The organism is Variovorax sp. J31P207, assembly GCF_030316965.1.
In the GTDB taxonomy this organism is placed as follows: domain Bacteria; phylum Pseudomonadota; class Gammaproteobacteria; order Burkholderiales; family Burkholderiaceae_C; genus Variovorax; species Variovorax ginsengisoli_B.
This window is the reverse complement of sequence record NZ_JASZYN010000013.1, coordinates 160852-184431: the sequence shown is the minus strand read 5'-3', so window position 1 is coordinate 184431 and position 23580 is coordinate 160852. Positions and strand designations below refer to the sequence as shown.

The 23580-nt window shown below is 62.7% G+C and carries 19 protein-coding genes; 7 read left to right on the top strand and 12 right to left on the bottom strand.

Annotated elements, in window-relative coordinates; all coding sequences use genetic code 11:
* The coding region (locus QTI68_RS32265) for an ABC transporter substrate-binding protein (RefSeq protein WP_286527507.1) at positions 1–452 on the top strand (452 nt) is incomplete at its 5' end.
* 53 nt (positions 453–505) lie between these two features.
* On the opposite strand, the gene QTI68_RS32260 is transcribed toward QTI68_RS32265, so the two are convergent.
* The 8 genes from QTI68_RS32260 to QTI68_RS32225 all read right to left on the bottom strand — a co-directional run bounded on the left by QTI68_RS32260 (position 506) and on the right by QTI68_RS32225 (position 9049).
* The gene (locus QTI68_RS32260; RefSeq protein WP_286527505.1) at positions 506–784 is read right to left on the bottom strand and encodes a hypothetical protein; all 279 of its coding nucleotides are present in this window, start codon (positions 782–784) and stop codon (positions 506–508) included.
* A 140-nt stretch (positions 785–924) separates the two neighbouring features.
* A complete protein-coding gene (locus QTI68_RS32255) occupies positions 925–2706 on the bottom strand; it encodes an alpha/beta fold hydrolase (RefSeq protein ID WP_286527504.1) in 1782 nt (593 codons plus the stop codon).
* A 31-nt stretch (positions 2707–2737) separates the two neighbouring features.
* Positions 2738–3202, bottom strand: a complete 465-nt coding sequence (locus QTI68_RS32250) for a MaoC family dehydratase (RefSeq protein ID WP_286527502.1) — start codon at positions 3200–3202, stop codon at positions 2738–2740.
* Positions 3203–3240: 38 nt separating this feature from the next.
* Positions 3241–4032, bottom strand: coding sequence for a poly(3-hydroxyalkanoate) depolymerase (gene phaZ / locus QTI68_RS32245; RefSeq protein WP_286527501.1), 792 nt, complete (start codon positions 4030–4032; stop codon positions 3241–3243).
* A 101-nt stretch (positions 4033–4133) separates the two neighbouring features.
* Positions 4134–5636 (bottom strand): carboxylase, encoded by a 1503-nt coding sequence (locus QTI68_RS32240; RefSeq protein ID WP_286527499.1) that lies wholly within the window; start codon positions 5634–5636, stop codon positions 4134–4136.
* A 4-nt stretch (positions 5637–5640) separates the two neighbouring features.
* On the bottom strand, positions 5641–7098 hold the full coding sequence (locus tag QTI68_RS32235) for a beta/alpha barrel domain-containing protein (RefSeq protein ID WP_286527497.1): 1458 nt from the start codon (positions 7096–7098) through the stop codon (positions 5641–5643).
* Complete coding sequence (gene accC / locus QTI68_RS32230; RefSeq protein WP_286527495.1) at positions 7095–8546, bottom strand: acetyl-CoA carboxylase biotin carboxylase subunit; 1452 nt, start codon at positions 8544–8546, stop codon at positions 7095–7097. Before accC ends, QTI68_RS32235 begins: the two co-directional genes overlap by 4 nt.
* Positions 8547–8548: 2 nt before the next feature.
* The gene (locus QTI68_RS32225; protein WP_286527493.1) at positions 8549–9049 is read right to left on the bottom strand and encodes an acetyl-CoA carboxylase; all 501 of its coding nucleotides are present in this window, start codon (positions 9047–9049) and stop codon (positions 8549–8551) included.
* A 164-nt stretch (positions 9050–9213) separates the two neighbouring features.
* On the opposite strand from QTI68_RS32225, the gene QTI68_RS32220 reads away from it, so the two are divergent.
* The 5 genes from QTI68_RS32220 (at position 9214) to QTI68_RS32200 (ending at position 14859) form a co-directional block, all read left to right on the top strand.
* The gene (locus tag QTI68_RS32220) at positions 9214–9441 is read left to right on the top strand and encodes a biotin/lipoyl-binding carrier protein (protein WP_286527491.1); all 228 of its coding nucleotides are present in this window, start codon (positions 9214–9216) and stop codon (positions 9439–9441) included.
* Positions 9442–9446: 5 nt separating this feature from the next.
* Positions 9447–10193 carry a GntR family transcriptional regulator gene (locus tag QTI68_RS32215; protein WP_286527489.1) on the top strand — a complete coding sequence of 249 codons (747 nt, stop codon included), beginning with the start codon at positions 9447–9449 and terminating at the stop codon, positions 10191–10193.
* A 5-nt stretch (positions 10194–10198) separates the two neighbouring features.
* Positions 10199–11776 carry a class I adenylate-forming enzyme family protein gene (locus QTI68_RS32210; RefSeq protein WP_286527487.1) on the top strand — a complete coding sequence of 526 codons (1578 nt, stop codon included), beginning with the start codon at positions 10199–10201 and terminating at the stop codon, positions 11774–11776.
* Positions 11773–13368 carry an acyl-CoA carboxylase subunit beta gene (locus tag QTI68_RS32205; protein WP_286527485.1) on the top strand — a complete coding sequence of 532 codons (1596 nt, stop codon included), beginning with the start codon at positions 11773–11775 and terminating at the stop codon, positions 13366–13368. The genes QTI68_RS32210 and QTI68_RS32205 overlap by 4 nt, the downstream gene beginning before the upstream one ends.
* A gap of 675 nt (positions 13369–14043) precedes the next feature.
* Positions 14044–14859, top strand: a complete 816-nt coding sequence (locus QTI68_RS32200; RefSeq protein WP_286527483.1) for a class I SAM-dependent methyltransferase — start codon at positions 14044–14046, stop codon at positions 14857–14859.
* A gap of 101 nt (positions 14860–14960) precedes the next feature.
* On the opposite strand, the gene QTI68_RS32195 is transcribed toward QTI68_RS32200, so the two are convergent.
* The 4 genes from QTI68_RS32195 to gcvA all read right to left on the bottom strand — a co-directional run bounded on the left by QTI68_RS32195 (position 14961) and on the right by gcvA (position 22449).
* A complete protein-coding gene (locus QTI68_RS32195; RefSeq protein WP_286527482.1) occupies positions 14961–15353 on the bottom strand; it encodes a hypothetical protein in 393 nt (130 codons plus the stop codon).
* A 738-nt stretch (positions 15354–16091) separates the two neighbouring features.
* On the bottom strand, positions 16092–19751 hold the full coding sequence (locus QTI68_RS32190) for an NACHT domain-containing protein (protein WP_286527481.1): 3660 nt from the start codon (positions 19749–19751) through the stop codon (positions 16092–16094).
* A gap of 871 nt (positions 19752–20622) precedes the next feature.
* Positions 20623–21246 (bottom strand): tyrosine-type recombinase/integrase, encoded by a 624-nt coding sequence (locus QTI68_RS32185; RefSeq protein ID WP_286527480.1) that lies wholly within the window; start codon positions 21244–21246, stop codon positions 20623–20625.
* A 240-nt stretch (positions 21247–21486) separates the two neighbouring features.
* Positions 21487–22449 (bottom strand): transcriptional regulator GcvA, encoded by a 963-nt coding sequence (gene gcvA, locus QTI68_RS32180; protein WP_286527479.1) that lies wholly within the window; start codon positions 22447–22449, stop codon positions 21487–21489.
* 239 nt (positions 22450–22688) lie between these two features.
* Here gcvA and QTI68_RS32175 point away from each other — a divergent pair, with 239 nt between their 5' ends.
* A complete protein-coding gene (locus tag QTI68_RS32175) occupies positions 22689–23579 on the top strand; it encodes an FAD binding domain-containing protein (RefSeq protein WP_286527478.1) in 891 nt (296 codons plus the stop codon).
* The last annotated feature ends 1 nt before the right edge of the window (position 23580 follow it).

Sequence of the window (23580 nt, the reverse complement as noted above, 5' to 3'; positions counted from 1 at the left end):
GCGCGCCGGCGGCCATCGGCGATGCCGGCATCGGGCGCGTGGTGGCGGTGGCCGACTGGCTGCCGAACGTGCAGACGCCGCAGAGCGAGGCCTTCTACCGCGACTTCCGCACCCGCTTCCCGAAGCCTTCGGACGACTACGTCCACATGCGCATGCAATTGCTCGTCGAGGCGCTGGCGCAGGCCATCGAGCGGGCCGGCAGCGTCGACACCGTCGCCGTGGCGCGCGCCCTCGAGAAGGCCGACGTCACCCTGGCCGGCCAGCGCGGCCACATGCGCGCCGCGGACCACCAGTTCCAGCAGCCGCTGGTGGTCGGCGTCATGGACCGGCAGGGCGCGCCCGGCGTCAAGTTCGACGTCGAGGGCTCGGGCTACGGCTTCCGGGTCATCAAGTCGATTCCCGCCAGCCGTGCGGAAATGCCGACCAGCTGCAGGATGAACCGTCCGGACTGACGCCGCGAATTGGCAAGCTGGTGAGGCGCCGCGGGTGCTTCGCCGGTCGCGGCTCAAGAGCCGGCAAAGTGCTCCAGCGCCTCGAAATCCCGGGTTTCCAGCAGAACGGGGCGATGAGGCGCCTCATGATGACGCTCCAGCGCGCAAGCGTCGATGATCGCGGCGTGTGTCTTGTAGGCCTCCACCAGGGTGTCACCGCCGCCCTCTGCGCCGAACAGATCCCGCAGCGGGTCTTCCGCGATCTCGACGATGACTCGCTCGCCGGCAGGGCCTTCGGGGTAGATCGCGAACCGCACCGTAGCCGTGTCGAAACAGTAGATTGCTTCGCTCATTTCCTTGCCTCCACGATCAGCGCAGGCACGCCAAGCGGACGCATTGCCATGCCCTCGCATGCCTTCCGATGATCCGCGCCGGCGCGCTGCACGTCCAATGACAAAGTGTTTCCTCTCCGGTCAGTGCTGGTATTTCTCGTCTACTTCTGCCTCACGTAGTCTCCAGGCGCAGCGCAAAGAGGGGCGTTTACGCGCGAGCCGGGCTTTGTGGGTGCGGCGATCTGGTCGCCCGAGCGCGCCTGCATCCACGCCCGCCAGTGCGGCCACCAGCTGCCTTCATGGCGCACCGCGGTGCGCGCCCAATCGTCCGGGTCGGCTTGGCGGCTCGGGGCGGTGGAGAAGAAGGCCTTGGGGGCACCCGGCGGGTTGATCAGGCTCTGTAGATGGCCGGCATTGGCGAGCACGAAGGTCGATTCCTTGCCGAACAATCGCGCCGTGCCGTAGCAGCTCTTCCACGGCGTGATGTGGTCGGTGATGCCGCCGATCACGTAGGCGCCGATGTCCACCTTGGACAGGTCGATCGGAACGCCGCGGACAGCCATGGCACCCGGTCGGACGTACGGGTTCTTCTCCATGATGTCCAGCAGGTCTGAATGGAAGCGCGCCGGCAGCCGCGTGGTGTCCGCATTCCAGGCCAGGATGTCGAAGGCCGGCGGCTTGTTGCCCAGCAGGTAGTTGTTGACCCAGTAGTTCCAGATCAAATCGTTGGGCCGCAGCCAGGCGAACATGCTGGCCATCTCGGACCCTTCCACCACGCCCTTGCTGCGCGAGCGGGCTCGCGCGGCTCGGACGGCCGCCGGCGAATTGAAGAGGCCCAGCGTGGTGTCGTTCATCGCCCGGGCGCCGTCGAGCACGCACACGGCCCAGGAAACGTTCGCCACCTTGCGGTCCCCGAGCGCCGCGAGCCAGCCGAGGTAGGCCGCCAGCGTCATCCCGCCCGAGCAGGAGCCCCACATGTTCACGTCAGGGCTACCGGTGATCTGGCGCGCCACGTCGACCGCCGCGTCCAGCGCCATCGCGTAGTGCTCGACACCCCAATCGCGATGTTCGGCCGTGGGGTTGCGCCAGCTGACCATGAACATCTGCACGCCACTGTCCACCGTCCATTTCACGAGGCTCTTCTCCGGCGCGAGATCGACGGCGTAGAACTTGTTGACCTGGGGTGGCACCATGACCAGCGGGCGCTGGTACACCTGCGGCGTGGTGGGCGTGTACTGGATCAGCTCGAAGGTCTCGCAGCGGTAGATGACTTGGCCGGGCGAGGTCGCCATGTTCTCACCGATCTTGAAAGGCGTGCTGTCCACCTGCATCGGCATCATGTGGTTGTGCCGCATGTCGTGCACGAGGTTCTTCAGGCCGCTCACGACGCTGCTGCCGCCGGTATCGACGATCTTGCGCACCGCCGCTGGATTGCCCGCCAGCCAGTTGCTCGGCGCCAGCGCATCGGTCACGAGCGCGGTAAGAAATTGCGCCTGGCCCTTCTCCCGGTCGCCGAGCTTGGAATGCGCGATCAGGCTGTTCATCTCGCTATGCGTGAGCAGGTAGTTCTGCATCAGCCGCTTGTAGGCGAAGTTGCCTTGCCACGCCGGGTCGGCGAAGCGCCGATCCTTCGGGTCCGGCGCCAGTTCGGAGCGGCCCTGCACGACTTGGCTGAGTGTCTTGGCGTACCGGGCGAGTGATCCGACGGTGGCGCCCGGAGAGACCGTCGCCAGCTTGAGCAGCGATTGCGCGGCTTCCGCGAAGTCGGCAGGCCGCAGCCCGATGAGCGGGTTCGGCGTCAAGGTGTTCTCGCTGGCCCGTTCGATCAGGTCGGTGAGTTCGTTGACCACCGCCATGGGCTCGGCGGCGGCGCGCCGGCGCTTCGGCGCCGCGGTCGTCTTCCTCAGGCCGGTCGTCTCACTGGGTGATGATTTCGTTGTCATGCTTGTCTCCTCGTCTCTTTCTGGCCAGGGGTCAGGCGATCAGCATCGCGGTGGCGTTGGCCACCAGGGCGGGCTTTTCCTCGCCCTCGATCTCCACGGTGTTCTCGGTGGTAAGCAGATGGCGCCCGTTGCCCTTGTCCTCCAGCGACACCACGCTGATGTGGTTGCGTACCCGCTTCCCGGCGCGCACCGGGGCGAGAAAGCGGACCTTGTCCAGCCCGCAGTTCACCGCCTGCTTGAGCTGCATGCGCGAGATGAGGACGTCGAAGACCGTCGGCGCCAGCAGCGACAGCGTCAGGAAGCCGTGAGCGACGGTGCCGTCGAAAGGGCTCTCCTTGGTAGAGCGTTCCACGTCCACGTGGATCCATTGCGTGTCGTTCGTGCAGTGGGCGAATTCGTCGATGCGCGCCTGGTCTAGGGTGATCCAGGATGAGGAGCCGATGCGCTGGCCGGCGAGCCCCGCAAGGGATTGGAAGGTGATGTCAGGGGTGTTCATGGCAGTGAGGGTTTCGGGGGGGACAGGCTCTGGGCCGGTCACGACTTGTCGAGGAATTCACGGATGGCCGCGACCGACTCGTCGGCCCGGGTCATCAGGAACATGTGCCCGCAATCGAAGACCTTGAGTTCCGACTTGCGGATCAGCTTGTGCATCAGCCACGCATTGGCGAGCGGCACCAGCGGATCGTCGGCGCCAGCCATCAGCAGAGTGGGCTGAGACAGCGTCGGCAGCCAGTGGATGCTGGTCCAGCCCGAAGCGGCCAGCAACTGCAGGTAGTAGCCCAGCCGCGACTTGTACTTGACGTGGCGGAACATTTCGGCCGCCAGCGCCGGGTTGCGGCGGAAGTCGCCGCCGTAGATCTCGCCGCTGATGGTGCGCGCGTAGTCGGCGTTCATGTAGCGCTTGGGCGTCGCCATCTTCCACAGAACGCCGGGGCTGGCGGGAATCATCACCACGCCCGGTGCGGTCGCGCAAAGGATGAGCCGGCGGCAGCGCTGGCTGCAGGTGCAGGCGAAGGCCTGCGCTGCCGCGCCCCCCCAGGAGACGCCCAGCACGTCGACCTTGTCGAGGCCGAAGCGGTCGAGGATGCTCGCCGCCAGCCGGGCGACTCCGCCCAGGCGGTAGGGCCAGCGGGGGAGGTCCGACTGGCCGACGCCCGGAATGTCGAACACGACGACCTCGCGCTCGGGCATCTTCTCCGCCAGCGGCGCCAACAGCTCGATGTTGCCGCCGATGCCGTTGAACAGCAGCAGGGGCACGCCCTCGCCGTTGCCGGCCTGGTGGCCGATCCGCACCATCCTGGGGTCGTCGTCCGTGCCGAGGTTCATCGTCTCGATGACCAACTGGCCTCGCGTTCGTCTGGCTGCTGTCGTGAGAATTCCCCGTTTCGCTGGCCGGCCCACGCCTGGAACGGTCGTCGTCCAGGCCTTCAATTGGCGCTCAGCGAATACCCGCTGCCGGCCAGCTGCACCTGGGCGGTACTCTCGCGCCGGGCGAGACCATCCACGAGGTCGACCACCGGGTGGTACAGACTGAAGCTGTCGTCCGTCGCGGTCGGCGCGAGGCCGTTGATCTTCTCGTCGCCGTACATGTAGCGCAGCAGCAGCTCGTCGTCGCCGATGTCCTTGTAGCGCTCACGCAGGCCCGGCAGCACGGGTTCGATCGCCGGCGGCGTCAAGGCCACGTCCTTCGAGCCGTTGGCGATGATCCTGTCCTTCACGTTGGCATCCACCGGCAGGGGAAGTTCACCAAAATAGCCGCAGACGTACTTTTTTACTTCATCCGGCACGACCTTGTAGCGTTCGTTGTTGAGCACGTTCATGACTGCTTGCGCGGAGACGATGGCGGGATAGGGCGTGACCATGATCGGCGAGCCGAGCTCCACGCGCACCCGACCGATCTCCTCCAGCACGGCCGGCAGTTTGTCGGGCATGCCGGCGAGCTTGAGCTGCGATTCGAGGTTGCTCATCGCGCCGCCCGCGAACTGCGTGATGTAGTGGCTGGGCTCGTACTCGGCCGGCACGCCAACCGGCTGCCCCTCGCGGGCGGCCAGGGCGCCGAAGTACGCGCCGACCTCGTCGAGCAGGCCGTCGTCGACCGCGACCTCGAGGCCGATCTCGCGCAGGTTGCGGGCGATCATCTGGGCCGCCGGCAGCGAGTTGCCGTTGGCCAGCGGATCGACCGCCGTCAGGATGCTGTCGGCACCATGCACGGCGGCCTCGATCGCAAGCAGCGGTCCGAGTCCGGTCAGGCAGTGGGTGTTGAACTCCAGCCGGGCCCGGTCGCCGATCGCCTGCTTGATCGCCGGCACCAGCGTGCGCACGCGTTCCAGCGTCAGGATGCCGGCCGCATCGGCGAGGGCGACTGTCCGCACGCCGAAGCGCTCGACAGCTTCGCGCGCCTTGCTGGCGTACAGGGCGTCGTCGTAGCCGGGCGCGATGTTGTATCCCAGCAGGAGGGTCACATCGGCGCCGAGCCGATGTGCGGTGGCGATGCTCGAAGCCAGGTTGTCGTTGCACATCAGTGCATCGAAGAGCCCGATTTCCTTGATTCCGTTGGCGATCTGTCGTTCGACGAAGAGGTCGGTGATGTCGTCGGCCACCGGGAAGAAACCACGCATCAGGTTGCTGCGTATGGCCGCACGCAGCGGCGTGTTCCGGATCCGCTGGCTCAGCAGGCGGATGCGCTCGAAGGGGTCCTGGTTGAGGAACAGCACGCTCGCATCGAACTGGACCAGCGCGATCGCCTGCATCGAGAGGTAGCCGGCCCGGTCCATGCGCTCGGCAATCGGCAGCATGTGCTCGGTGCGCATGCGGGTGGCCCACAGGCATTGCTGCCCATCGCGCAGCGTGTCGTCGGTCAGGTGGACGGTGCGGCGCTTGCCGGTGCGCGTGGTTTCGGCGGCGACGAGTTTCTTCAGATGGTCGAGCATGGCTTCAGCCCTCCGTGCCTTGGAGTTGGATCGAGACGCCGGGGCCCTGGACGCTGAGTTGCGCATAGGGCGCGACGCGTGCCGTGAGTCCGGCCAGGAGGGCTTCCGCCGGCGTCATGCCGACGTAGCGCAATGCTTCGGGCGAAGCGGGAGCGGGCACCGCCTCAGGTGCCACGCCGCAGGTTTGCGAAATCACCAACGCGGCATCGCTCGCGTCGAAGCATGCCGCGCGCAGTTCAGCGAGCGACAGTTCGGGCGCCTTCGGCAGTGCGCCGACGCGTCGCAAGAGACTGGCATCAACACTGCCCGACGTCGCGCCGTAGACCTGTTGCAGGGCACGCCGCACGCCAGGTCGAATCTCGGCAAAGCGGGTCACGCCCTGTAGATGCAGCAGCGCCTGCTCGGCAATCGACCGCGCAAAGGGTGGCAGCATCGGCGGTGCGCCCACTTCGTTGCGCACGCGGGCGCATTCGTTGGCAAAGGCATGCAACCGGTGCGCGAGGCCGGCTTCTGCCAGCTTCCGCATCAACTGCGCGGCGATCTCGCCGGGCAGTTCGTGTGCATAGGGCGCAAGATCGAAAACCCAGGGGAGGGCCGCCTCGAAGCCGTGGCAATCGGCCATCTCCGACAGAAGGCGGTCAACCTCCCCGACGGCGTGCAGCAACTGGCCGCTGGCGGGCGTGCCTTGCTTCAACAGGCGCAACGATCTCAGCAGCGTGCCGAGCGCCGGCACCGACGCCCCATTCGCCACCGGCGCGAACGCGGTGTCAAGCCCGTCGATGCCCAGGCGCAGCGCTTCGAGCGCGACCATGGGTGCGAGCGCCGTCTGGCAGCGCAGGTGCAGGTCGAGCGGCGTCTTGCCGAGACCGCGGCGGAGGACGGGCAGCAGGGTTGCCAATCGGTCGGCGGTCAGCAGGCCCGCTTCGTCACGAAGCATCACGCGGTCGGCACCGGCACCTGAGAGGGCGGACGCTTTCCCACGCAACTCCTCGTTGCTGTGCGTCGACTCCTGCGCGTATGGCAGCGCGCCAATTGTCGTCAGGCCCAGCGACTTGGCCACTTTCAGCACCGGCGCCATGCGCTCGATGTCCAGCAGCGGGTCGATCAGGACAAGCTCGGAGACACCGCGCTGTGCCAGTTCGCGCATCCAGAGCGTGGCGACAGCGGTCGCAATGACATCGCAGCCGCGCTTGCCGTGGTCGGTCAGCAGCGACAGCGCCGCACGCAGCGGAACGCCGGGGCAGCGTTCGCGCAGCAGCTCGATGCGCTGCCAGGGGTCTTCGCCGCGCGCCACGGATTGTTGCAGCGTCGCCAGGGACGCGACCTCGACCGCCGCGGGCTGCGTGGCGGCCAGCCGTTGGGCGACGGCGAGCGCCATGGGGGTCGTCATGCCGCCGTCCCAGCGTGTACTTTGGCCGTCGGTCAGACTGACGTCGGTGTAATGCAACACGGCACCGGTCATGGCTGGACTCCCGCTTCGGGCTGCGCCGCCTTGGCGGCCTGGGCGGCGGCCTTCTGTGCCGCCTTGCGTTGCGGCAGGAAGGTTTCCTCTACCCAGCGCGTCGTGACCTTGCCCTTCAGGAAATCGTCATGTGCGAGCACCGCGTCGTGGAAGGGCGCGGTGGTCGAGGGCCCCTCTACCCGCAACCCGCCGAGCGCCTGCCGCATGCGGGTGATGGCCTGCTCGCGCGTCGGCGCATGCACGATCAGCTTGCCGAGCAGCGAGTCGTAGTAGGGCGGCACCGTGTAGCCCGCGTAGCAGTGGCTGTCGACACGGATGCCCTCACCGGAAGGCACGTCCCAGCGGGAGATCAGTCCTGGGCGCGGCAGGAAGTTGCGGTCCGGGTCCTCCGCGTTGATGCGGCATTCGATCGCATGCCCCTTCAACAGGACGTCCGCCTGCGTGAACGACAGCGGCAGCCCGGCCGCGACGCGGATCTGCTCGGCCACCAGATCGAAGCCGGTGATCATCTCCGTCACCGGATGCTCCACCTGGATGCGCGTGTTCATCTCCAGGAAAAAGTACTTGTTGTCGCGCTGGTCGACCACGAACTCGATGGTGCCGGCGCCGCAGTACGCGGCATTGCGCGTCAGGCTCACGGCACACTCGCCCATGGCGCGGCGCATTGCCTCGTCGACGGCAGGCGAGGGCGCCTCCTCGATGAGCTTCTGGTGCCGGCGCTGAGTCGAGCACTCGCGCTCGCCCAGGTAGACCACGTTGCCATGCATGTCGGCCATGACCTGGATCTCGATGTGGCGCGCATGCTCGATGAACTTTTCCATGTACAGCGTGGCATCGCCGAATGCGGATTGCGCTTCGTTGGACGCCGAGCTCATCAGAGATTCAAGTTCGCTCTCGTCGCGCACGATGCGCATGCCCCGGCCGCCGCCGCCGGCCGTGGCCTTGATCAGAACTGGGTAGCCGATCTCCGCGCCGACGCGCTGCGCGTGCGCCACGTCGGACAGCGCCCCCGAACCCGGTACGCGGGGCACGCCGGCTTTCTGGGCCAGGCCCACCGCCGTGATCTTGTCGCCCATCGCATCGATGGCGTCGGCGGAGGGACCTACGAAGACCAGCCCGGCCTCGACGCAGGCGCGTACGAAAGACGAACGCTCGGAGAGGAAGCCGTAGCCGGGATGCACCGCATCGCAGCCCGTTTGAAGCGCCGCCTCGACGATCTTGTCAGCACGCAAATAGCTTTCGGAGGCGAGCGGCGGGCCGAGCACGACGACTTTGTCGGCCATCCTGGCGGCCAGCGTCTCGGTGTCGGCTTCGGACACACCGACCACGGCCTCGATGCCGAGGGTGCGGCAGGCACGGATCACGCGCACTGCGATCTCGCCGCGGTTGGCCACGAACACGCGCCGGATGTCGCGCTTTGCGACGGGGGTGGAAGCAGTCTTGCTCATGGTCAGGCTCCCTGCGTTGGCTTGATCAGCATCACGATCTGGTCGTGCTGCACCGGCTTGCCGTTCTCGATCACGATGCGCTCGACCGTGCCTGCGACGCCGGCCTTGACCGTGTTGAACATCTTCATGACCTCGACCAGGCACACCGTGTCATCCGCCTGCACGGAGCTGCCGACTGCGACGAAGGGCGGCTGGTCCGGGCTCGGCCGCAGATAGAAGCTGCCGACCATCGGTGAGCGCACCGCGACCAGGCCTTCTGGCACTTCGATCATGGCGTCAGGGGCGGCGGCGTTGGAGGCGCCGTCCGGGGATTCGGACTTCCGCGTCGAGTCGGCGATGCGGCTCGAGGTGGCCTGGGGAGCCCGCTCGACCCGAGCCGAGGAGGCGCCGGGCTTGCGGGCGTGAAGTTCGAAATCACCCACGGTGACGTCGAGGGATTCGAGGTGAGCGGCGCTGTCGAGGATTTCGAGGATGCGGCGTACGTCGGTATGGGATAGGGGCATGGCCTTTTGTCTCCAGTACGGCGGAAGTGTCCGCCTTTCAATGCGCAGCGGCGTTGCTGCAGTGCCCGGATTAGATCATGGGCACATTCAGCTTGTCAACAATCTGAATGTCGATTAAAGTTCGCACATCGGCGCTCCGCCGCCACATCACGAGGCACTCGAACATGACCACTGAGACAAAGATCCGCTCCGAAATCACCGGCACCGTCTGGAAGATCCTGGTGAAGCCGGGCGATGTGCTTCAGGCTGACGACACTTTGATGGTTCTTGAATCCATGAAGATGGAGATCCCCGTGGTGGCCCCCGAGGCTGGCCGCGTTCGCGAGATCCTCATCGCAGAAGGCGCGCCTGTGCGCGAGGGTCAGGAAATCGCGCTCTTCGAAGAGGAATGAGCGCCATGAAAAAAGCGGTTGCGGACGTGCGTGCGGCTTGCGCCCCGGAAGCCGAAGCGCTGTCGATGCGCGGCGGCTCGGCGGGCCGGCAGTTGATGACGTTGGCCGAGCAGATTGCCGAGCGCATCTTCCTGTCCATTGCAAGCGGCGAGTACGCCCCAGGCGACCGCATTCGCGAAGAGACGGTCGCCGAGCAACTCGAAGTCAGCCGCGGGCCGGTCCGCGAAGCGCTCCGCATCCTGGAGAAGGACTCCGTGGTGCGCATACAGCCCAATCGCGGGGCGCACGTCACGCAACTCACCATCAAGGAAGTGGGCGACTTGTTCGAGATACGTCGCGACCTGCTCGGCGCGATGGTCCGTCGCCTGGCACCTCACAACGCCGACTTCGTCGCCGCGATCGACGCCGGCGTGCACGAACTCGAAATGGCGGCCCATGGGGGCGTAGATGCCGACGCGTATCTGGGCGTCAGCAACCGGCTCGGCCGCCTGCTCGCAGACGCTTGTGGCAACGAACGCCTCGCGGACATCCTTGGTTCTCTGGCACGGCAGACGAGGCGCTATTCGATGCTCGGTCTCGCAAGCGCGACGCGCCGCATTGAATCGGCGAGCACCTGGCGCGTGATGGTGAAGGCCCTGGAGGCAGGCGACGCCAACACCGCCGCCGACGCAGTCGAGGACCTCGTCGACGCCCTGAGACGCGAAGCCATCCGGCAGCTAGCTCTGCCTCACCCCACCCACACAAAGGATTGAATCCCATGAGTTCCGACCGAATTGCAGGGCACGCCCTGTCCTGGGCGGCGGCGCAGTTCCGCGACCGGCCGGCTATCGTCTTCCGCGACCGCAGCTACAGCTACACGCAGATCGAGCGGCGCAGCAACCAGCTCGCCAACACCCTGATCGGCCTGGGCTTGACACCCGGCGAGCGGCTCGCAGTGCTGCTCAACAACTCGGTGGAGAGCATCGAGGCCCAGTTCGGCGCCGAAAAGGCTGCCCAGGCCTATGTGGCGCTGAACGCGCGGCACACGGTGCGCGAGCAGGCCGGCATCCTCAACGACGCGGGCGCCTCGGTGCTCATCGCCGGCGCCGAGTTCCGCGAAACGGTACAGCAAGTACGGCTGCTGGTGCCCTCGTTGCGCGTCGTGATCGGCGTGGGGTGGCACGACGCCGACGTGCTCGACTACGACCTGCTGCTGACCCGCGCCTCGGACGGGGCGCCGTGGCTCAAGGTGCCCGCGAACCTGCTACTGCGCATCGCCTATACCTCGGGCACGACGGGCCAGCCGAAAGGCGTGGCCTACAGCATCGAACGCTTCGAGGCGCGCCTGGCGAACCATTTTGGCGCCATGGAGTACGGCCTCGGCATCGACGATGCGATGCTGCACGTGGGGCCGCTCACGCACGCTGCCGGCGTCCACCTGCTGCCCTGCTATTTGCGCGGGGCCCGCAACATCGTGGCCGACCGCTTCGACGCTGAGCAGGTGATCGCGCAGATCGCGAGCGATCGCATCACGCAGCTGATGGTGGTGCCGACGATGATGACCCGTCTACTCGAAGTGCTGGCCGCCAACCCCGGCGCGAATGTGTCCGCTCTCAACCGCGTTCACTACGGCACAGCCCCTACACCGATGAGCACGGTCCATGAGGCGCTAGAGCGCCTGGGGCCAATCTTGCGCCAGCAGTACGGGATGACGGAGGCCGTCCAGCCCCTTTGCGTGCTCTACCCGCACGACCATCTGCAGGATGGAAAGCCCTCGGAGCGCATCAACTCCTGCGGTCGACCTACGATGAATGTCGACATCACGGTCCGTGACGCGGATGGAAACCCGGTCAAGGCGGGCGAGATCGGCGAGATCGCGATTGCCCATCGCGGCATCGGCGAAGTGGCGTTCTGGCGTCGTCCCGAACTGGAGCGCGAGTCCATCCGCGACGGCTGGTACTACAGCGGCGATCTCGGTCGCTTCGACGACGAAGGATTCCTCTACATCGTCGGCCGAAACAAGGACATGATGATCAGCGGCGGCTTCAACGTCTACGCCCGGGAGGTCGAAGACGCGCTGCACTCCCATCCGGGCGTCGCCGAAGTTGCCGTGCTCGGACTTCCCGACGCCGAGTGGGGCGAGGTGATCGCGGCCTTCGTGGTCCGCCGCCCCGGAGAGGCGAGCGACGCCGATGCGTTGGCCCGGCACTGTACCCAGCAGATAGCCGGCTACAAGAAGCCTCGCGTGATCGAGTTCGTCGATGCGCTGCCGCGCAATCATGCCGGCAAGGTGACCAAAAACGATCTTCGCGATGCCTGGCTGGCTCGTCATTCCCAAGGAGCGATTTCCAAATGAACACCACACTGACAATGAAGCCCGCAGCGGGCGAATGGACCGAAGAACTTGACGAGGTGGCACAGCGCCGCGCCATCGCGCGCGAACTGGGCGGCGAGGAGCAGGTGGCGCGCCACCACGCGGCAGGCAAGCTCACGGCTCGCGAGCGCATCGATCACCTGCTCGACGCGGGCAGCTTCAAAGAAATCGGCGCCCTGGCCGGTTCCGTCAAGTACGGCGCGGACCGCAAGCGCGAGAGCTTTACGCCCAGCAACGCCGTCGTCGGCGTCGGCAAGGTCGCCGAGCGGCGGACTGTCGTCTCGTCCGACGACTTCACGATCCGCGCCGGATCTTCGGAGGGTTCGGTATCCGAGAAGTGGATCTTTGCCGACCGCTACGCGTTCGAGTACAAGCTGCCGATCGTTCGCATGGTCGACAGCGCCGGCGGCAGCGTGAAGCTGCTGGACAAGCTCGGCCACACCAAGATCCCGGGCTACGCAATGCTGCCGATGACGCAACTGCTGGGCGTCGTTCCCGTGGTGGGTATCGCGCTCGGCGCTTGCGCCGGCCTGGGGGCGCTGCGGGTGGCCTCGTCCCACCTTGCCATCATGATTCGTGGCAAGAGCCAGATCTTTGCCGGCGGGCCGCCTGTCGTGAAGCAGGCGTTGGGCCTGGACATCGACAAGGAAGCGCTCGGCGGCTATGACGCGATGCACCGCTATAGCGGCACGGTCCAGTTGGCCGTCGACACCGAGGAAGAGGCGCTGCAGGCCACGCGACGCTTCCTGTCCTACCTCCCGGCCAACGTGTGGGAGCAGGCGCAGCAAGTGGCTTGTGACGACCCGGCCGATCGCTGCGATCCTTGGCTCAACCAGGCGATTCCCGCGGACAGGCGCAAGGTGTTCCAGCCGCGCAAGATCCTGAAGGCGATTTTCGACCAGGGGTCGGTGTTCGAGTTGTCGCCGGACTTCGGCGGCTCCGCTATCACCTGCCTGGCACGGCTGAACGGCCATACTGTGGGCGTGATCACCAACAACCCAGTTGTGATGGGCGGCGCGCTGACGCGTGCCGCGGCGCTGAAGATGGCACGCTTCGTCGACCTGTGCGACACCTTCCACCTGCCCATCGTCAACCTGGCCGACCAACCGGGTGTCATGACCGGTCCCGACGCGGAGCGCGAAGGCACGCTCGCGGCTGCGATGCAGGCTCTACACGCCATCGAGCAATCGGGCGTTCCGTGGCTGGCGATCGTTCTGCGACGTTGCGTGGGTCTGGCCGGTGCCATGCTGAGCCCGTGGCACGGGCCCTCGGGAACCGCGCTGCCGAACCGCTACGCCTGGCCATCGGCGCGCTGGGGGTCGATCCCGGTCGAGGGTGGTGTCGCCGCGGCGTACAAAAAGGATATTGCTGCCGCGGAGGACCCGGTTGCGCACCGGCTGGAACTCGAGGCGCACTATCACGCGATCTCGTCTCCCATGCGCACGGCCGAGCGCTTCGGCGTGCTCGACATCATTGAGCCCGCGACCACGCGGCCGCTGCTCTGCGCCTGGGTGGATGACGCGTATCAGGCGGCGAGCAGGCGCCTCGGTCCAGTCGGGCGCACCATGCGCTGATGCGGGTGACGGCGCGTCTCGCCGCGTGAACCCCTTCAGGCTCCAACGGTCGCAGTCGCCGAGATTTCGGATCGCATGCAGCAGACGCTTGCCCAGATGCCCCAGATCGGGCCGCGGGGGGTAGTGAATTCGAGTCGCTTGCGGGCGTCGCTCCCGGCCGCTGACGGTCCGCTTCATGGCACAGCCCTTTAGTTCGGCGACTGGAAAAGCGGCCGTTCGGCGGTTGAGCTTCAAACCGGCCTTGGCCCAGTCGGTGCGGGAGGGAACTCGGTCGACGTCTGCATCGCCTTGGGACCGGTCATTGATACCAAAGCCCCCTTGCAAACTCTATGACCGGAATCGGCATCACAGCGTGAATTCAACCAGCGGTCGGGGAGGACAGCTACCGCTGCACAGCAGCCGTACGAGATCGAACGCGACAGGACTTCGCCGGACGACGCTGGACGCAGCCTTGTGCGCCGTTCAGGCTGCGACGGTGACACCGCGGCGATCGGGAGAGTCCAGCAGATTCGCATTGCATCTGGCGAGGGACCTACAACAGGTGACGCGCCCCCTGATGCCGGTTCAGCTGCTTCAGTACCTATCCCAGCCGCAAATGTCGTACATTCACACCGATGCGCCGTCCGCTGGTGCTCGCAAATGGCGAAGCCAGGGCAAGTCTTGAAGGAGGCCCGGATGAATCCGAACCAGATGTTGTGGGAAAAGGGCGACTTCACCGCGATTGCCGCCTTGATGCGGGATGCCGGCGAAGCTCTGGTGAGATCTCTCGACCTGAAGACGCCGTTGCGCGCTCTAGACCTCGGTTGCGGCGATGGCACCACGGCAGTGCCGCTCGCTCGCACCGGCGCCGATGTCGTCGGCATCGACATCGCCCGCAACCTCGTCAAGGCCGGCAATGAGCGCGCAGCGGCAGCCGGTCTCATGAACCTTTCATTTCAGGAGGGTGACGCCTCGAACCTGGAGGGTGTTGCGGACCGTTCGTTCGACCTCACACTGACCGTGTTCGGCGCGATGTTCGCACCCCGGCCTTTCGACGTCGCCAAGGAAATGGTGCGCGTCACCCAGCCGGGCGGTCGCATCGTAATGGGCAACTGGATCCCCAACGACCCAACCTCGTTCGTGTCACAGCTGCTCAAGATCAGTTCGGCGTTCGCGCCGCCGCCGCCTGAGGGGTTCATTAGTCCAATGACCTGGGGTGTGGAGAGCCATATCGTCGAGCGATTCGGTCAGGCCGGTGTGCCCGCGGACCGTATCTTGTTGGTCAAGGACACCTTCTGGTTCAAGTCGCCCAACAGGAGCCCGGCGGAGGTGGTTGGGCTGTTCCGCCAGTTCTACGGACCGACCATGAACGCGTTCGAGGCGGCGCAAAAGAGTGGCACCGAGGCCGATCTCCACGACCAACTGCTGGAACTCGCCAATGCGCAAAATCAGGATACCGCCGGCGGCACTTCGATCCCCGCCACGTTCATGCGCGTGACGGTTGCAGTCTGAACGCTGGCGCAACGGATCGGCGCCATTGGGAGGCGCGCTGCTGCCGGTGCGCCGCGTGCGGCGCAGCAAGGGCCAGAGCGCGCATCCGTTCACGCGAAAGATCAGGAGCCCCGTGCCAGTTCGTCCTCGGCCGCGCCGACGACCGCAAATACCGCTCTAGACGACTGGTTGCGGCTCTTCGATCTTTCGAACTGAATGGCGGCGACTTCTGAAAGCTGACCTAGGCACGTCTCCCGGTGCACGACCGGTGTCCCTCGGAACCTGACCTCCAATAGCAGGTGGCATGGAGCGGCCAACGAAATCGCTTTGAACGACCGCTTCGACATACTGCGAACTGGCGTTCGGGGCCCGTTGCAGTCTTTGGCAATTTGCAGCTGAGTGACTGCAATGCGCGGCGAAGCGTTCAAAACAGGTGCCTCGGCCAACACGCCGTCGTAAGCGTCCCGTCCGGCCACCTTGAGATTGGCAACTAGGCCGTAGACCACGCTGTCCATCTAAGTTAGCTGGACATCTATGGCCGTCAATCCGAAGCAGTGCCGCCGTCACAGCGCAGATTTCAAGGCGCAGGTCCTCGCCGGATGCGCGAAGCCTGGCACCTCGGTAGCCGCGGTCGCGTTGTCGTTCGGGCTGAACGACAACCTTGTGCATCAGTAGCGTCGCGGGTGCCGGGCGATTCCGCTGCGGTCGCAGGCGACGGCTGCCAAGGAGGCTCCGGAGTTCGTCGCGCTCTCCTTGCCGTCGACACCTCCGGCACCGATGCCGTCTCCATCGCCGCCTCCTGCTGCGACCGTTCCTAGTGAGGAGATGCAGCTGGAGCTCAAGCGCGATGTGCTCGCCGTGAGCATCACCTGGCCGGTCTCGGCACCGATTGCTCGGCGTGGCTTCGCGAACTGTTGCGATGATCCGAATCGACGCCTTGTGGCTGTGTACGCAGCCTTGGACATGCGCGCCGGCGCGGAGTCATTGTTGGCGCATGTCGTGCATTCTCTGGGCAGTGCACGCGCGCATCACGGCTACCTCTTCGCCGATGTGCGGGCCACCCGCATCAAGCTTCTCGTGCGACGGCTTCGGCGTGTGGTGTGCCGCCAGAAGACTCAACACCCGTCGCTTTGTCTGGCCACGCGAGAACAGCGCTCCAACGCCACTGGCGTTGACGCAGGCGCAGTTCGACTATGTCCTCGACACCCCATGCTACCGAACGAAGCCAATTAAATCGCGAACGGCTCGGCGCATTATCCAAAAATTGTTGCCTCCGCGAATCGCTTGAGGAAAGCGGCCTCAGTTTCCGGGGAGACTAGATCCGGCCGATCTCGCTTCAACAACCGGAATACGTCTCCAGCCAAACTTGAGCTTACTGCGACGAAGCGCTCTAGAAGTTGGGTGATCTGTGAAGTGGATGTAAAGCGAACCATGCAGAATTCGATCATGGCTAGCCAGTTCCGGTCAGGTCTCCTTTTCCATATTTCCTCGTCCTCCTCCCAAATCTGAAAAAAGAAACTGGCAGCAAAGTACGCGCGCACCAGATCGTGAGAAAAAAGCAGATCTTTGCCGCTTCGTGCGACTAGTTTTTCCTCAATGAGGTCGCTCCGAAGCATCGGTGGGACCTGGAAACCGCCGCTCTCTAGAAAGGGGAGCTTTAGCGAGAGCATCTCGAATGCTCTTTGGCTTAGTATTACTGATAGCTGTTCCGAACCAGCTTTGCACCACCTGTCTTCGATGGGTCGGAAAACGGACTCATACAGCGCAAATCGGCTCTGCGGAAGCAGCTCCCCTGCGAGGAGCAAACGCCTGGCAAAAATGAGATTCTGAGGGGTGGAATATATTTCTCTGGTTGAAATGTTCAGCTCCGACACAAACTCATCGACGACGTTGCGCGGCAACTCTCTTGCGAGTATTGATTGCATTTGAACTTCGGTGAGCGGGCTAAGACCAACCACACTAAGCCACTCAAAATCGTCGTATCGCTGCTGGGAACTGAGGCATACAATGTTTTGACGACTAGCCATGTCCAGGAATCGGTTGATTTTCAAACGGCTGGCGTCCGAAACTTCATTTAGTCCATCGACAAATAGCACGAAGTTTCCCTGTCTCAAGAACCACATCGCAAGCTCGGGGTCGTGGATGTCTCCGTATTTTGCTAGCTGAGCTGCAAACATTTCCGCAGGGTCCAAGTCCTGATACCTGCCCACAGGAATAAAAATGGGAATTGGTTTTCTCCAGCCCCGAGGCAACTTCGCGTCGCGGGAAAGGTTTGAACAAAGATAACGAAAAAATGAAGTCTTGCCGAGGCCAGAACGCCCCAATAGAAATACCTTTCGGCTCGAAGCTAGGAATTGGACGAAATTTTCGTATGTGAAATCAGGTGCGGGGGGGACGAAGTTGTCACTCGTATGCTCAATTTCTGAATCAAGGCTGAATTGCTTAAGATATCTTCCTAGAACATGGCGTCTCATTAACGGCAGTACTGTGAGCAGCAAGGGAATCAGCCCAAAGGACCCGTAGCGACGGAGCCATGGATTCATCGCTGCCATGTGAACGGTGCGACTATACGGAGCAGCGGCGAGTGCCAAGATTGAGGCGAATCCCAATACCGCCAGAATGAAAAGGGGAACCACCTCAGCGCTCGGCCAAGCAGTCAGCTCGCTTTTTGTGATGACTGTATTTCCAAATCTATCGCGAAACCTCATAAAGAAAATCTGGTGCCCAGCAGAAATGTCGATCGGTGTGGATTCGGCGCTGTAGCGGCTATTTCGAGACAATTCTTCAAAATCCACATTCGACCTAGCCGCAATAAAATCGAATTGTCCGTGAGGTAAACTTTTTGCAAGCGATCGATCGAGTTCTGTATCTACATATTTCGGGAGCAACTTATAGAACCCGCTCAGAAGCACATCTCCGCCGGACAATAGACTTGCAAATTGCTTCCACCTCTCTGCCGTGCTGGTTGCGTCAATGTTATAGCCAATTGAGACATTGGGGTATATCCTATATATTCCGCTATCTCCAACGATCCATAGAAGATCCCCAAATGATTTAAGTTGCGGTCTTGCAAGTTCGATGTTTGGGACGCGGTCAAATCTCTTTTCCTTAGCCGAGTATACGTAAACTGAAGTTTCTGTCGCAACCCAGACATCGTGACCATTTTTCAATATTTGGGTTGATTCGGACTGGCTTCGACTTAGGCTTGACTCGCCCGGAGATAGACCTTCCAGGGCCTGCCTCGGAGCATTCGTATCGATTTTTTCGAAGGCATCATTGGAGATTCGGTATACGCCTGACGCTAGAACGGCCAGAAACTCCTCCTCACCAGAGAGTTGGATTAGCAATACGTTTGTCTTCTTCGATAATTTCGCGTCGCCGTTAAGCTTGCGAATGGCGCCGTTGCGGATTCTATAAAAGCCTTCGCTACCAAACACAAATGCGTTGCAGGCTCTCCCGACGGCGTCAGGACTAAGAGCGGGCTTGGAAGCACTTCCACTTTCACTCGCATTGCTAATATGAAGTATCTCATCGTCATCGTAACCCGCGATCGTCAAAGAGCTGTTGACCCCAGGAACAGCCAGCGAATGTTTATTCGCCTTGACGTCCCAAATATAAACACCGTCAATATCGTCAAATATTTGAAGATTAACCCCCTCGGCGCATTGAGCCTGGGTGTTAACTGGTATAGCATTGGCATCCTCGATCACGAGCCGCCCGTTCCGATGAACCTCCAACGGCGATGGACGCGGACGATCCGTTTCAGTCGGCGGCGTTGATTCTGTTCGTTCCAATTCCGAGAATTCTGGCCTTTGCCGCTGAGAAGGATGCTCGGTGGTCGGGCTATCTTCCTGCGCTAGTGCTTGCCACACCTTCTTCTTATTTGCGTTGTCGGACTTTGCTACTTGCTTTAAATTTTCGGACGTAAGGCTAGAGTACTTCAAGAGTATGGCGAGGATGGACCTGTACTCCGTTGAATCTGCAAGGGCGGGCGTTTCAAGCATCTGGTCGGGTGCGAATGGGCCTGGAATATCGGTCTCCGCTGGATAAGGACTATCTTGGATCTTATAACCGATCATCCCAATAATGACATATATCCCGTCGCTTGCCACAACCCAGAGAATTCCATTAAGCCTCTTGGCCGAGAGAATTCTTCGTTCAGACTGATTTGGCTTATTATCCCAGCCGTTAAACACAACCCGCTCGGAATCTGGCAGCATTTTGTCAGAAGTTGCTGGCTCTAGGTCACTTAGTCTTATTAAGAAATCGCCATCTTTGTACCTCGTCACCACCCAGAGCGCTTGCTCTTCCATATCTGCAATTCCACTGTAAGTATAGGTATCGGTCCATCCATGGGCGGAATGGTCACTTCCCACTCGACCAAAGCCGTAGTCAGTTGCATTGAACCAGAGATGTGTTCCGAGTTTCCAAAGCTTATTTATGCCCCTTTCTTCGTTGGTGTCCGAGGCCTTCTCGTCTCGTTTCTTGCTTGGAAAGCATCTCTTCTCTGTCAGAACTGGACGTAGTCTCCCCATCCAAAGATAAAATAGACCATGGTCTGTGCCTACGTACCATCGATCGTTATATTCGACCAATGCAGTGACTTTATAGTCGGTCCGAGGCATTCGTATCATTTTGCCTTCATTGGCACCCTCGCACACGCCAAGATCTTGTTCGGTTGCTATAAAATTGTCTATTCGATATATTTTGTTGCTAACAATCCAATAATTTTTATTTTCCGCTATTATTTGAGTATCTTTATATTCGGTTCTATCGGGTATAAGATTCTTCGAGGACATTCGCGGCGGTTCGGTGTTATCAATTTTTATCGCAACATGTGCCATGGATGCCGAAGGCATACATAAAATTAAAAATGCCAAGTACAGTGCTTTATCCCGGATGATCGCCATCATGTCCCTTTGAGCGGTGAATTTTCGGCTTTCAAGGCCCTACAAAGCGAGTTTTCTTGCATGAGTGTCTTCGGCAGATGGGGTCACGCACATTTGGTGAAGGTGTTTTTGGGGTTTTATGCCGCGGACGAAGCTCGGAAGTTCAGGCATCGTCTAGCTTTAAAGCCCCTCATCGCCGGACGCCTGCGTTGGGATGTCGTTTTCTTGTGCCACGTATGACCGTGGGGAACTTGCAGGTCTCATAGTCAAGGGCATGAGCAAAGCAAAGGACTCAGTTCGATGGTGACCACACCGCTTTCGGCCGCGGTTTTAAGCAGCGAGCAAGGTGAGGGTCCAGCGATAAGCTGTCGGTCCACCTCTTGCTGGTCACCGTACAGCGGCAACCGGTGCGTCGGCGGCGCAGGCCTCAAAGGTCAGCGGGCCCGTCAGTGCGTCGCGGAGCTTCCCCGGGAACACCTTGTCGCTCTCAGCCATCGAGATCCCCTTGCATTGGCGAGGATGCGCAATGGTGGGCGCGTCAGCCGCCTTCGTCAACGTCGTGCGGTGGTCGGCATGCCACCCGCCGGTTTTGCTTTCCGATATGTGCCTCTGAACAATTCGCGCGGCGAGACCGCTATTGCAGGAGCCGAAGGAAGGCTGTGGGTCGAAACCGCTAGCTCGGGTCGCGCCGTTGGACGACCGGAGTCAGGTCTTGACCTGCCGCACGATTGGCGCGACCCAAGGACCGTTCATGGCCGACACCGCCATTCCAAGGTGGTTCCAGGAGGCTGCAGTTCGGCTGGGCCGCAGGGCAGCCCTGGGAGAACGGGCAATTCGACCGATCGCATCCCTGACCTCTGCGATCGACGGCATGCCCGATCGATTTCCGCCCGGATCAGATTTCGGTTTGCTCCGAGATTTCCAAGGCGTCGTCCACCTCGAAGCCGAGGTATCTCACCGTCGACTCCAGCTTGGCATGGCCAAGCAGCAACTGCACGGCCCGCAGGTTCTTGGTGCGGCGGTAGATGAGCGTCGCCTTGGTTCGCCGCATCGAATGCGTGCCGTACTCAGCCGGATCAAGACCAAGTTCCTCGACCCAGCCCTCGAGAATTCGAGCGTACTGCCGTGTGCCCAGATGCGATGAAGCGTGGACGCGGCTTTGAAACAGGAAATCCTCGGACCTCAGTCCGGATTGCTTGATCCACTTCTGCACAGCTTCGCGCGTCACCGGCGTGATCTCGAACTGTACGGGGCGCTGGGTCTTGTGTTGCATCACTACAGAGCGAGTTGCCACTTGGTCGCCGTGGCAGACGTCTCGAACCTTAAGACTGACGAGGTCGCAGCCACGCAACTTGCTGTCGATTCCCAGATTGAAGAGGGCAAGCTCGCGCACTCGGCTTTCCATTTGGAGGCGCACTCGGAGTGCCCAGATGTCCTTGATCCTGAACGGAGCCTTCTGCCCGACGATCTTGCCCTTGTTCCACGGCTCGCGATGAGGAACGTTGAGATTGGATGCCATGATGGACTCCCATCAAGTTGAGGGCCACCTAGGTTGCGCGTTCGGGAGCTCGAAGCAGTCGTCTCGGACGACCACGCACGGTCATGAGAGGCGGAGGCTTCATTCGAAGGACTGCTTCCTGGACCAGCTGCGCACTCACGGATCCGGCCCGGAGCCGCCAATTGACGGTGCTCCCGAAAGTGGCCCTTCCAGCATTCGCGACAGTCCTTCCAACTCATCGGCGAGCGCTTCCTGAGTCGGCTACGGCTTTCGTCTTCGCGTCTTGGTCGCGGCAGGTGGGCTGGCCTGCTTCAAGGTCTCCTGCGCCCAGAGGGTAATGGCACGTTCGGTGCTCCGTCCTTCCTCGACAAGCCACGCGCGGAATTCAGCGATCACCGCGTTATGAGCCGACGCAGGCGAAGTATTGGCGTAGTAGTGCCGATGCATCGCACCTTGCAAGCCAAAGGGCGCGCACAGCTTCCCTGCCACGATGTCGTCTGCGACCAGGAAAAGCGGCACCAACACCACACCAAGTCCCTCCGATGCAGCCTGCAAGGCGAAGTACATCTGTTCGAAGTGGAGCGTGCCGACTCCCTCGATCTTCTGTAGGCCCGCCGCCTCGAACCAGGTCGACCACGGGTAGGGCTCGGTGGTGTAGCGAATCAGCGTATGTCGTGACAGGTCCGCTGGGCTGTGCAAGCCTCCCGACTCCACGAAGTCCGTATGGCAGACCGGAACGATGGTCTCGGTCATGAAGGGCACGGAGTCGCAACCAGCCATCGGCTCCAACGCCCCCCGTATGGCGATGTCGTACTTGTTCTCCTGGAAGTGCACCGGTGCGATCGATGTGGTCAATCGCACTTCCACGCCAGGCCGCTTGCGCTGATAGGTCGATAGTCGCGGGATCAGCCAGCGCATCGTGAAAGTTGGCGGGGCACTCACGTTGATGGCCGACGCGGTCTGCGTGGCCTGCGCCGTTGCGACAGACAAGCGATCGAGAAGCGATGTGAGTTCCTGCGCATAGGCCCGGCCGCTGTCCGTCAGTCCAATCTGCGAGGCACTGCGCTGGAAGAGTGCGACGCCCAGCCAATCCTCCAGCAGCGTGACCTGCCTGCTGACCGCGCCGTGCGTGACATGCAACTCCTCCGCAGCCTTGGTGAAGCTGACATGGCGTGCGGCGGCCTCGAAGGCTTTCAAGGCGTTGAGCGGCGGGAGCTTTCTCATGATGGCACTCGCAAATGTCGCGGCGTCCGGGCGTGCGCAGCGCTGTGAGATTTTCTCACGCCGAGCCAGTTTTGATCGATTGCCCAAAAGGCGGTGGAAAAACAAAATTCTCCTACCGAAACGAGACAAACGAACAGACCAGCAGGAACGCAGCAGCACAGGAATGTGAGATTTCCTCGGGCCGCCACTGACCGTGCTGACCTGCTCCCCCATCCGAAGCAACCAACCCGCGTGAAAACATGAAAGCAGCACCCTTCGACTATGTCCGCGCGGAATCCCTGGAGCACGCGCTGGACTGCCTGAACCAGTACGGCATGGATGCCAAGGCGATCGCCGGTGGACAGAGCCTGGTTCCCATGATGGCGATGCGCCTTGCAAGGCCCACTGTGCTTCTGGACATCTACCGGCTTGCCGATCTGCGACAGGTCAGCATCGAGGTAGACAGGGTCCGGATGGGCGCCACCACCCGGCAACGGACGGTAGAGCACGGGACCGAACTTCATGCGGCGCTGCCGCTGGTTCGCGACGCCCTGCGCTGGGTGGGACATATCCAGACGCGCAACCGCGGGACGGTCGGCGGTAGCCTCGTTCACGCGGACCCATCGGCTGAGCTGCCGCTGGCGGCAACGGTGCTCAATGCGACGCTGCGGCTGCAAAGCCAAGCCGATGGCGAGCGCCAAATCTCCGCACAAGACTTCTTTCTCGGCCCCATGTTCACCGCGACCGGTGAAACCGAATGCCTTGTCGAGATCGAGTGGCCGGTGTGGCAAGGCACCGTCACCACAGCCTTCGATGAAACCGCGATGCGCAGTGGCGACTTCGCCATGGCCTCTGCGGCCTGCCAGATCGAACTGGATGCAGACGGCGTCTGCCGCCGCGTGGCCTTCGGCGTCGGCGGGGTGGACGGCACGCCAAGGGCATTTCCGGAGCTGGCCCAGCAGCTCGTCGGCTATCGCATCGATTCGGCCATGGCCAAAGAAATGGCCCAAGCCGCCCTGCAGCAGACCGAGCCGGGATCGGACCTGCATGCGAACGCCGACTACCGGCGTCATCTGGGCGTCGTGATGCTCACGCGCGTCCTGCTCAAAGCCGCCCAGGCGCAGAGCCCCGCATCCACCCTTCAACACTGAG

Bases quoted from the DNA above. Each gene is read 5' to 3' on its own strand.
- QTI68_RS32210 (WP_286527487.1), top strand. From the start codon at position 10,199: ATGAGTTCCGACCGAATTGCAGGGCACGCCCTGTCCTGGGCGGCGGCG.
- QTI68_RS32200 (WP_286527483.1), top strand. From the start codon at position 14,044: ATGAATCCGAACCAGATGTTGTGGGAAAAGGGCGACTTCACCGCGATT.
- QTI68_RS32260 (WP_286527505.1), bottom strand. From the start codon at position 784: ATGAGCGAAGCAATCTACTGTTTCGACACGGCTACGGTGCGGTTCGCG.
- QTI68_RS32215 (WP_286527489.1), top strand. From the start codon at position 9,447: ATGAAAAAAGCGGTTGCGGACGTGCGTGCGGCTTGCGCCCCGGAAGCC.
- accC (WP_286527495.1), bottom strand. From the start codon at position 8,546: ATGAGCAAGACTGCTTCCACCCCCGTCGCAAAGCGCGACATCCGGCGC.
- phaZ (WP_286527501.1), bottom strand. From the start codon at position 4,032: ATGAACCTCGGCACGGACGACGACCCCAGGATGGTGCGGATCGGCCAC.
- QTI68_RS32185 (WP_286527480.1), bottom strand. From the start codon at position 21,246: ATGGCATCCAATCTCAACGTTCCTCATCGCGAGCCGTGGAACAAGGGC.
- QTI68_RS32190 (WP_286527481.1), bottom strand. From the start codon at position 19,751: ATGATGGCGATCATCCGGGATAAAGCACTGTACTTGGCATTTTTAATT.
- QTI68_RS32175 (WP_286527478.1), top strand. From the start codon at position 22,689: ATGAAAGCAGCACCCTTCGACTATGTCCGCGCGGAATCCCTGGAGCAC.
- QTI68_RS32205 (WP_286527485.1), top strand. From the start codon at position 11,773: ATGAACACCACACTGACAATGAAGCCCGCAGCGGGCGAATGGACCGAA.
- QTI68_RS32220 (WP_286527491.1), top strand. From the start codon at position 9,214: ATGACCACTGAGACAAAGATCCGCTCCGAAATCACCGGCACCGTCTGG.
- gcvA (WP_286527479.1), bottom strand. From the start codon at position 22,449: ATGAGAAAGCTCCCGCCGCTCAACGCCTTGAAAGCCTTCGAGGCCGCC.
- QTI68_RS32195 (WP_286527482.1), bottom strand. From the start codon at position 15,353: ATGGACAGCGTGGTCTACGGCCTAGTTGCCAATCTCAAGGTGGCCGGA.
- QTI68_RS32235 (WP_286527497.1), bottom strand. From the start codon at position 7,098: ATGACCGGTGCCGTGTTGCATTACACCGACGTCAGTCTGACCGACGGC.
- QTI68_RS32255 (WP_286527504.1), bottom strand. From the start codon at position 2,706: ATGACAACGAAATCATCACCCAGTGAGACGACCGGCCTGAGGAAGACG.
- QTI68_RS32240 (WP_286527499.1), bottom strand. From the start codon at position 5,636: ATGCTCGACCATCTGAAGAAACTCGTCGCCGCCGAAACCACGCGCACC.
- QTI68_RS32225 (WP_286527493.1), bottom strand. From the start codon at position 9,049: ATGCCCCTATCCCATACCGACGTACGCCGCATCCTCGAAATCCTCGAC.
- QTI68_RS32250 (WP_286527502.1), bottom strand. From the start codon at position 3,202: ATGAACACCCCTGACATCACCTTCCAATCCCTTGCGGGGCTCGCCGGC.